Annotated in this window: 10 protein-coding genes; 1 reads left to right on the top strand and 9 read right to left on the bottom strand. The window is 37.6% G+C overall.

Annotated elements, in window-relative coordinates; translation table 11 throughout:
* Positions 1-98 precede the first annotated feature (98 nt).
* From ACFX4I_RS22370 to ACFX4I_RS22360, 3 genes are all read right to left on the bottom strand, one after another.
* Complete coding sequence (locus ACFX4I_RS22370) at positions 99-779, bottom strand: NAD(P)H-binding protein (RefSeq protein ID WP_230304293.1); 681 nt, start codon at positions 777-779, stop codon at positions 99-101.
* Between the two features lie 73 nt (positions 780-852).
* Positions 853-1,422, bottom strand: coding sequence for a histidine phosphatase family protein (locus tag ACFX4I_RS22365; RefSeq protein ID WP_377423070.1), 570 nt, complete (start codon positions 1,420-1,422; stop codon positions 853-855).
* Between the two features lie 27 nt (positions 1,423-1,449).
* Positions 1,450-1,794 carry an avidin-fold protein gene (locus ACFX4I_RS22360; RefSeq protein ID WP_141994412.1) on the bottom strand — a complete coding sequence of 115 codons (345 nt, stop codon included), beginning with the start codon at positions 1,792-1,794 and terminating at the stop codon, positions 1,450-1,452.
* Positions 1,795-2,035: 241 nt separating this feature from the next.
* Here ACFX4I_RS22360 and ACFX4I_RS22355 point away from each other — a divergent pair, with 241 nt between their 5' ends.
* The gene (locus ACFX4I_RS22355; RefSeq protein WP_034306915.1) at positions 2,036-2,557 is read left to right on the top strand and encodes a DUF2179 domain-containing protein; all 522 of its coding nucleotides are present in this window, start codon (positions 2,036-2,038) and stop codon (positions 2,555-2,557) included.
* Positions 2,558-2,598: 41 nt separating this feature from the next.
* Here ACFX4I_RS22355 and ACFX4I_RS22350 read toward each other — a convergent pair whose 3' ends face one another.
* From ACFX4I_RS22350 to glgD, 6 genes are all read right to left on the bottom strand, one after another.
* Complete coding sequence (locus tag ACFX4I_RS22350) at positions 2,599-2,877, bottom strand: HNH endonuclease (protein WP_377423064.1); 279 nt, start codon at positions 2,875-2,877, stop codon at positions 2,599-2,601.
* 15 nt (positions 2,878-2,892) lie between these two features.
* A complete protein-coding gene (locus ACFX4I_RS22345; protein WP_230302124.1) occupies positions 2,893-3,297 on the bottom strand; it encodes a cytosolic protein in 405 nt (134 codons plus the stop codon).
* A 63-nt stretch (positions 3,298-3,360) separates the two neighbouring features.
* Entirely contained in the window at positions 3,361-4,116 is a 756-nt protein-coding gene (locus ACFX4I_RS22340) for an exodeoxyribonuclease III (RefSeq protein ID WP_283931737.1), read from the bottom strand.
* Between the two features lie 75 nt (positions 4,117-4,191).
* Entirely contained in the window at positions 4,192-5,697 is a 1,506-nt protein-coding gene (gene cls / locus ACFX4I_RS22335; RefSeq protein WP_230302122.1) for a cardiolipin synthase, read from the bottom strand.
* Between the two features lie 127 nt (positions 5,698-5,824).
* A complete protein-coding gene (gene glgA, locus ACFX4I_RS22330) occupies positions 5,825-7,261 on the bottom strand; it encodes a glycogen synthase GlgA (protein ID WP_377423061.1) in 1,437 nt (478 codons plus the stop codon).
* A gap of 16 nt (positions 7,262-7,277) precedes the next feature.
* Positions 7,278-8,384 carry a glucose-1-phosphate adenylyltransferase subunit GlgD gene (gene glgD / locus ACFX4I_RS22325; RefSeq protein WP_230302120.1) on the bottom strand — a complete coding sequence of 369 codons (1,107 nt, stop codon included), beginning with the start codon at positions 8,382-8,384 and terminating at the stop codon, positions 7,278-7,280.
* Between the last annotated feature and the right edge of the window lie 12 nt (positions 8,385-8,396).

The raw sequence follows: 8,396 nt of genomic DNA, 5'->3' as shown, positions 1-8,396 counted from the left end.
TCCAATCAACGTCCAAATTGTACAAGCCATAAAAATAGACAAACTCGATTTTCATCGAGTTTGTCTACAGTCTGAAACGAGCCTCTTGGAGGCTCGTTTCACTGATTAATAGTTTCTCTTTGTGCAAGTTTCTCTATTTCATCTGAATTATAAAAATGATATCCTTTTGCCGTCGTTTGGGCCGCAGCGTACATTGCAGCAGCCACTTTGTTTGCTTCTATTGCACGATATGGGCGTATAGGGCCCACAAAGACATATTTAGCAAAAGTACTTATCAGCCCAGAAATCTTTTCACCCTTCCTTACTTCCTGGCGTTCTCCAAGAAGTAAGGAAGGGCGGAATATATGTACAGTATTCAATTCCAGCTGTTGTAGTGTTCCTTCTACATCGCCCTTAACACGACTGTAGAAAAAGCTTGATTTGGAATTGGCTCCCATTGCCGTTATAACGAGTAATTTTTCAACATTGGCTGTCTTTGCCATTATAGCTGCTTCGATAACATAGTCATAATCAACTTTGCGAAATGCTTCCTTCGATTTAGCCTTTTTGATTGTAGTACCCAAACAAATGAAAACATCGCTGACTTTGAACAAATCGGCATACTTGGATAAATTATCGAAATCCACCACATGCCCTTTGCACTTGGTATCAGTGATTTTCATTTCGTTTCTTGTCAGTAAATGGATTTCACTATATATTTTGCTGTTGCTTAGCTCTTTAACCAACTGGGTGCCGACCAAACCTGTAGCCCCTAAAATCAATGCCGTCTTATTATTCATGATTCCCTTCTTTCTATGATTAGCACCTTACTATCAACCATATCCTTTTTAACTATAACCAAGCTTAATAGGACTAAGATAAATGATTTACTTGATTGAAATCATCAATTATCCAAGAGTCGACTTCAAATCTAATCGTACTCAAACATGCATTGAACAATCGCATTTCGTTGGATACGATTGACTCGTTTGACATCAAGCGTAAAATAAAATGAATGACGGCTCCATGTGCAACAAGTATGACTTTCTTCTTAGGATACTCCTTCTGAATTTCCTGTAGTCCATTCATCAGCCTGTTTCGTAAAGATTCCTGATTTTCTTGACCAGGATATTCTTTATTCACGAATGCTGACTCCCTTTCAGCTGCTGTCATTCCTTCAGCGACGCCAAAATTCTTTTCAATGAATTCCATTTTTTCAATAACCGGGACTTCAATATAATGCGAAATGATATCTGCCGTTTCCCTTGCCCTTTTTAGAGGGCTTGAAATAATTACATCCCAATCATCTTTTGACAAAAATTCACCACATTGCTGTGCCTGTATCTTTCCGAGTTCATTTAAAGGAATATCAGTCTGCCCTTGCAGTTTCCCTAGTGCATTCCAATCTGTTTGACCATGCCGCACTAAACAAATAGTAGTAATTGTCCTCAAACCCCTCTAAGTAAATTGTTATTTTTTCACTTCTTCAATGATGGAATGTCCTTCAGTCTGTTCGAGATCTGACCATTTCCATTTTTCATGCAAGCGTATCCTTCCATCAGGCAACATTTCAGGGGTGGAAAGACAGCTGCCTCCTCTAATTTCCCCTTTTTCATTGATATGATTATACCTGAATTCCAGAGTTCCATCCAGATTGACAAGCCCTATTAAAGTCCCTTTAACAATCTCTCCGCCCTGATAACTTGCTGAAAGAATTGAGCCTTCTTGTGAATAGTGGAAGGAAGTATTTCCTGACACTTCTCCATTTTCAGAATTGACTTTAGCTTTGAATATCCGACCATCATAATTAAACATCATCATTCCCCCATATGAATTAATAAGGATAATGATACCAAATTAATTAAAAAAAGAATATTGAAAAATCTTATGGAATTTTAATTCTGTGTCGATGGAAATGACATGAAAAATACATAATATTCCCCATTGAATTCCACTATTATATTGTGGTTAGATTATGAAAGATGTTACTTATGGAATGAACAATCCACAAGTTGAAACATCTAATTAAACTGGAAGATTTTGGTGAGGTGCTCAAGTGAAAGAAATACTTCTGATTCTACTATTACAACTTATTTATGTTCCGATTTACACGTTGCGAACCATTTTCTTAGTAAAAAATATTACCATACTTGCCTCGATACTTGGTATAGCAGAAATGTTAATATACGTTTTTGGTTTATCCCTAGTATTTGGCGGTGACCAAAGCATACTCGCCATGGTTGTATATGCAGTCGGTTTTGGAATCGGAATAATTTTTGGTACGAAAATTGAGCAAAAACTTGCCATCGGTTTTATTAATGTAACCGTTAATACTCAAACCAAAAATGAACATTTGGTAGATACACTGAGGAACAACGGATTTGGTGTAACTCTTTATACGGGCGAGGGCAGGGATAGCAACCGTTATCGTATGGAAATTTTGACAAAACGCAATCGGGAACAAGAATTGATAGCAACCGTTGAAAAGTTTGAACCTAAAGCTTTCATCATTTCATATGAACCACGTTATTTTAAAGGTGGGTTTTTATTGGACCGGTTGAAAAATAAAGCAAGCTGAATGAAATGCAAAAGCCCATCTTTTCAAGATGGGCTTTTGCATTATTTCGTTTTTGATTTTCTGATCTTCACTACCCTCGTTACCGGTTGTTTTTTAATCCACTTTAAGTATTTTTTTAATGCTTCATCATCTTTCATCAATAGCACAGTATACAGCCGGATGGCCAGCTCTCGGTTTGAATACAGGGCGTGAACCTGTTTATGACATGATTTACAGAGATAGGCAATCGGTAAAAGGCTGCCGCCTAATTCTCTAGGTGTTAAATGATGGATTGTCAGTTCTATCCCGTTCCTGTCACAAAGCTCACAAGTACCTTCCATTTCATTACTCGTCCATTATGGCTTTACGGATTTTCCTTCTTCAACAATATGAAACATCAAATGGGCTAGATGGTGGATAGGTCCATACTCTTCATTGTCATCATCTTCTTCATCTTCCACTTCCACTTCATCCATCCCTTGTAAATAAAGTGCCATGAACTCATAAAAATCATTTTTAGTAAAGGAGTAACAATCACTTGGATCCTGATTATCTTCTTCATACTGTAAAACTAGATGAGATAAATCACCCTCATCATCTTCAGCATCAAAAAAAACGAAATACCCGATATTTGTATCCAGTTCAAATAATCTGCGAAAGCCGCGTGATGTTGATTTTTCAAACTCAGCCGACGTCAATTTTTGCACTTGCATGCTGTCTACATTATCTTCCTGATGAAAGCCCACGATAAATGTGTTCATAATTTAACCTCCTGTTGAATATGGATAACCATTAGTATCCCCATTTAACCGGATTTATTCGATTTAGAGGTTTGTTTCCAAGACTACAGGGCAATGATCACTGCCCATGACGTCGCAGTGAATGTTAGCCTCTATTAAAGAATCCGCCATACGTTTTGAAACAATGAAATAATCGATTCTCCACCCGATATTCCGCTCTCTCACTTTAGCCATATATGACCACCAACTATAGGCACCTTCCCGGTCCGGATAAAAATGGCGAAAAGTATCGATAAACCCTGCATCAAGTAATTCAGTCATCTTTCCACGCTCTTCATAAGTAAAACCGGAATTCCCAATATTGGTTTTTGGGTTTTTTAAATCGAGTTCAGAATGCGCGACATTAAGGTCCCCACAAAAGATAACCGGCTTCAGCAAGTCCAGTTCCTTAAGATAATTTATCATCTCATCTTCCCATTCGAGACGGTAATTCAGCCTGGATAAATCCCTTTTTGCATTGGGTGTATAAACATTCACCATATAAAATTTCTCGAATTCCAGTGTTATGATCCTGCCTTCTGGCTCCTCGTCCAGCTCCCCTACACCATATTTCACGGAAAGTGGTTTTTCCTTCGTGAAAATGGCTGTACCGGAATATCCTTTTTTCAAAGCATAATTCCAATATTGATGGTACCCTTCCAACTCAAGTGAAATCTGCCCTTCTTGTAGCTTAGTTTCTTGAAGGCAAAAAATATCTGCATCCACATCTTTAAAGTAATCTAAAAATCCTTTTTTTACACAAGCCCTTATTCCATTCACATTCCAGGAAACCAATTTCATATTTTCTTTAATTCTCCTTATGGCCAATTAATTTCTTTACATTTCAACTATACTATTTATCTGCTTTTTTTCCCATTAGAGTACATTCGAAAACAATCTGGCAAATGATTCTTTTGAACGTTCCAGTAAACCACGCTTGTTATACCCGATAGGATCTAGTTTGTCACTATCCATCATATCCTCTTTGTAATGAATGATGAGATCTTCAATGGAACGGCTGCCCATAAGAAAGACATTGACTTCAAAATTCAGATGAAAACTTCTCATATCCATATTTGCCGTTCCTATGGAAGCCATATCACCATCAACGATAATAATTTTCTGATGTAGAAAACCCTTTTTATACAAGTATACCTCTACACCGAATTGTAGCAGCTCCCCGAAATAGGAGCGACTCCCATATTGGGTTAAAAACCCATCATTTACTGCCGGAACCATAAGCCTAACTTGTATCCCCTTAATTGCGGCATGTTTAATGGCTGCCTTAATCGCTTGATTGGGTACGAAGTATGGACTTGCAATCCAGATTGATTCAGTCGCGTTTGTGATAAGTGAATAGTAAAAATCACTCATGATTCCCTGTTGTGTATCAGGTCCGCTTGCTACCACCTGAACAGCTCCATCTCCTTGTTCCACTTTATTCTTGAATTCTGGACGTTCTTGCAGTACATCTTCCCCGCTGACATATTCCCAATCCAAAAGGAAAACAGTATGAAGCATAAATACCGCTTCACCTTTGAGTACCATATGTGTATCTCTCCAAAAACCAATGTTTTTATTTCGGCCTAAATATTCCTCTCCTACGTTTAAACCTCCAACAAAGCCAACTTCCCCATCTATGATGATGATTTTTCGGTGATTCCTAAAATTAAACTTTTGATTGAAAAATCCGTGTTTCAATGGCGAAAATGGATATGCTTTTATCCCCGCATTTTTCATCCGTTTAACTTCATTATTTGAAAGGCTTAAACTTCCGGCCGCATCAAAAATGAATAAAACTTCCACACCATTTTTTGCTTTTTCAATAAGGATATCTATAATTTCCGTACCAAGCCTGTCGGAACGAAAAATATAATATTCAATATGGATGAATTTCTCAGCTTTTTTTAACTGTTTTATGATTTCTGTAAACGTTTCGTTACCATTTTTCAATACTTCCGTTTGCGATGATGTACTAATGATGGTCTCAGAAGCATTTTTGGCAAAAGCTGCGAATGATTGCTGATGATTATTCAAGAACGTTAAATCTGGAGATGATACCTGTGTGACAAGACTCTTCCATTCTTCACGATCTTTTTTCCTTTTACTTCGAAATAAATACCCCTTTAAATAGAGTTGACCTGAGAATAGATAAAATACATATCCAAATACCGGGAAAAACAAAAGCACATACATCCACAAAAGAGTCTCGTGGGCAAATCTATTTTCAAGCATGAGTGAAAATATGGTAATAAACATGACCAAAATATATAATCCAATAAAAAATAGCTTCACGTCGAAGCTAACTTGAGTGAACAGGATCATATAGACTGAAGCAATTAAAATAAATAAAAATACAAATTCCATTCTTCTTCTTTTCATCTTTTCATTCTCCTACACAGCAATATTATATATATATCTAAACATATACCCATATTTGATGGTAAAAGAAACAAAACACTTACGAAAACAATATTCGCAAGTGCTTTGTGTATTACCTATCCAATTATCACTTCATGACAGGAATCAAACTTTCATACAGCTTAATATACTTTAAGGAAGATGATGTCCAACTGAAGTCTAACTTCATTGCACTTTCGGCCATTTTCCTCCATCTTTTCGGCTGGAATTTGTACAGACCAACAGATTGCTCAATTGTATGAAGCATATCGTGTGCATTATAATTCGTAAAACTGAAGCCATTACCTTCACCAGTAAATTGATTATACGGTATGACTGTATCCCGAAGTCCTCCAGTTTCCCTCACTAAAGGCAGAGTACCATAACGCAACGCCAAAAGCTGGCCGATACCACATGGTTCGAATTGTGACGGCATCAGGAATAAATCAGAACCTGCATATATCCGTCTTGCTAAACCCTCATCAAAATATGTATTGACTGAAACCTGATTTGGATATTGGTCAGCTAAATGGCTAAATGCCAATTCATATTGCTCATCACCCGTACCTAAAAGAATGAATTGAACTCCTTGGTTCATCATTTCATGAAAAACATGGAGAATAAGATCAATTCCTTTTTGATCAACAAGCCTGGTTACCATGGATATAACCGGAACCCGATCATTTACAGGAAGATCCAGCGATTCCTGTAGCTGACGTTTATTCTCCATCTTACCCTCATAGGAATCGAATGGAACAGCAAGATGTTCATCTGCCGCCGGATTATATTCCTCATAATCGATTCCATTGATAATCCCTTTAAGGTCACCATTTCTCTTGCGTAAAAACCCATCCAGATTTTCCCCGAAATAAGGACTTTGAATTTCTTCCGCATAACTTGGGCTTACAGTTGTGACAATGTTAGAAAAAGCTAGGCCGGCTTTCAAATAACTTACATTTCCATGAAATTCAAGACCATCGATATTAAAATATAACTCACTCAAATCGAGTAATTCAGCTAAAACAGCTTTAGGATAAACTCCTTGATAGCGTAAATTATGTATAGTAAATATCGTTTTAATATCCTGATAGAATGGATGGTTACTATAATGAGCTTTCAGCAATACGCTGACAAGGCCCGTTTGCCAATCATGACAGTGTATGACATCCGGCTTCTCTTCTAAATACGGTAAAGCCTCTAAAATTGCACGGGAAAAGAAGGCGAACCTTTCGCCATCATCAAAGAAACCATAACTACCATGTCTTTTGAAATAATATTCATTATCCAGAAAATAATATGTAATTCCATTAGCAACAAGTTTTTCGATGCCACAGAATTGCTGGCGCCAACCAACAGGAACTTCAATACTCGTCATATGTTCCAATTCCTGTTTGAATTGGTTAGGAAGATCCCCATATTTAGGAAGGATGACACTTACATGGACTCCCTGTTTTTTCAGCGCTTTCGGGAGCGCCCCTATAACGTCTCCGAGCCCTCCCGTTTTTATAAAAGGGGCGCATTCTGAAGCAGCAAATACAACATTCATTGCCGCACCTCCTCTATTAAATTACTTCCGCTTTTTTTATTACTGTAGGCTGTTTTAAACCAATAACTGATTTATCACTAGTAATTCTCACTTCTTTATCAGTTATGATATTTTCAACGATGGCTCCTTCTTCAATCACGCCTTTTTGCATGATGATGCTATTTTTTATAACCGCACCCTTTTTCACCTTTACTCCACGGAATAGGATACTGTTTTCGACAGTCCCTTCAATATCACAACCGTTGGCTATCAATGAATTGGTAACCTTCGAAGAACTTGAATATTTGGTCGGTGCCTCATGTTTGATTTTTGTATAAACATCCCAAGTGTCCCCGAAGAAAGAACGGATTACCGAAGGGTTCAGGAAATTCATATTACTGGAATGAAAGCTTTCTATGGAATGGATGAATGGCATATCTCCAGTAAAATTATAGCCTTTGACTGTAAAACGATGAAGATTTGCTTTCACAGCGTCTTTCAAAAAGTCATATTCCCCACTGGCAACACAGCTTTTGATCAAGTTCACCAATAGCGTTTTGCTTATGATGAAGGTTTCTAAACAAACATGGTCACCAGGTCTAGGGATGGTATAAAAGCTAATGTCAGTAATGTCTTCATCCGAATCTACCGAGCAAGTGTGATAGATTGGTTTTTCAATCAATTCCCCTTCATAATCCTTATATACGACCGTGATATCCGCTTTTTGTTTTTTGTGATAATCAAGCACTTCATTAAAGTCCAATTTGCATACATGACTTCCAGGGGAAATGATGACAGTATCTGCCTCTGCACGTTCGAAAAATCTGAGATGATCGTAAAATTGTTTCATATCACCCGTTACCGTTTCATCAGGATGGATAGGGGGCAAGATGTATAAGCCTCCTGAACGTCGGGCCAAGTTCCATTCTTTACCTGAGCCAAGATGATCCATAACTGAAAGATACTTTTCTTTTGGAAAAACGGCTACTTTTGATACATCTGCATTAATGAGATTCGACATCGTAAAGTCAATCAAACGGTAGCGTCCACCAAATGGCACAGATGCTACATTTCGGTGAGCAGTCAGATCTTTTAAATGTTGTCTTTCATTGATTAAGTTAATAATACCCAACACATTTTCCATAGCATCTTCCCC

Origin of the sequence: Peribacillus sp. YIM B13472 (assembly GCF_042788005.1) — a bacterium.
GTDB classification, from domain to species: Bacteria; Bacillota; Bacilli; order Bacillales; family DSM-1321; genus Peribacillus; species Peribacillus simplex_E.
Note: the sequence above shows the minus strand (reverse complement) of the source record. Positions and strands in the feature narration are given on the sequence as shown.

Coding starts and splice junctions, on each gene's coding strand:
- glgD (WP_230302120.1), bottom strand. CDS start 8,384: ATGGAAAATGTGTTGGGTATTATTAACTTAATCAATGAAAGACAACAT.
- ACFX4I_RS22360 (WP_141994412.1), bottom strand. CDS start 1,794: ATGTTTAATTATGATGGTCGGATATTCAAAGCTAAAGTCAATTCTGAA.
- ACFX4I_RS22345 (WP_230302124.1), bottom strand. CDS start 3,297: ATGAACACATTTATCGTGGGCTTTCATCAGGAAGATAATGTAGACAGC.
- ACFX4I_RS22370 (WP_230304293.1), bottom strand. CDS start 779: ATGAATAATAAGACGGCATTGATTTTAGGGGCTACAGGTTTGGTCGGC.
- ACFX4I_RS22340 (WP_283931737.1), bottom strand. CDS start 4,116: ATGAAATTGGTTTCCTGGAATGTGAATGGAATAAGGGCTTGTGTAAAA.
- cls (WP_230302122.1), bottom strand. CDS start 5,697: ATGAAAAGAAGAAGAATGGAATTTGTATTTTTATTTATTTTAATTGCT.
- ACFX4I_RS22350 (WP_377423064.1), bottom strand. CDS start 2,877: ATGGAAGGTACTTGTGAGCTTTGTGACAGGAACGGGATAGAACTGACA.
- glgA (WP_377423061.1), bottom strand. CDS start 7,261: ATGAATGTTGTATTTGCTGCTTCAGAATGCGCCCCTTTTATAAAAACG.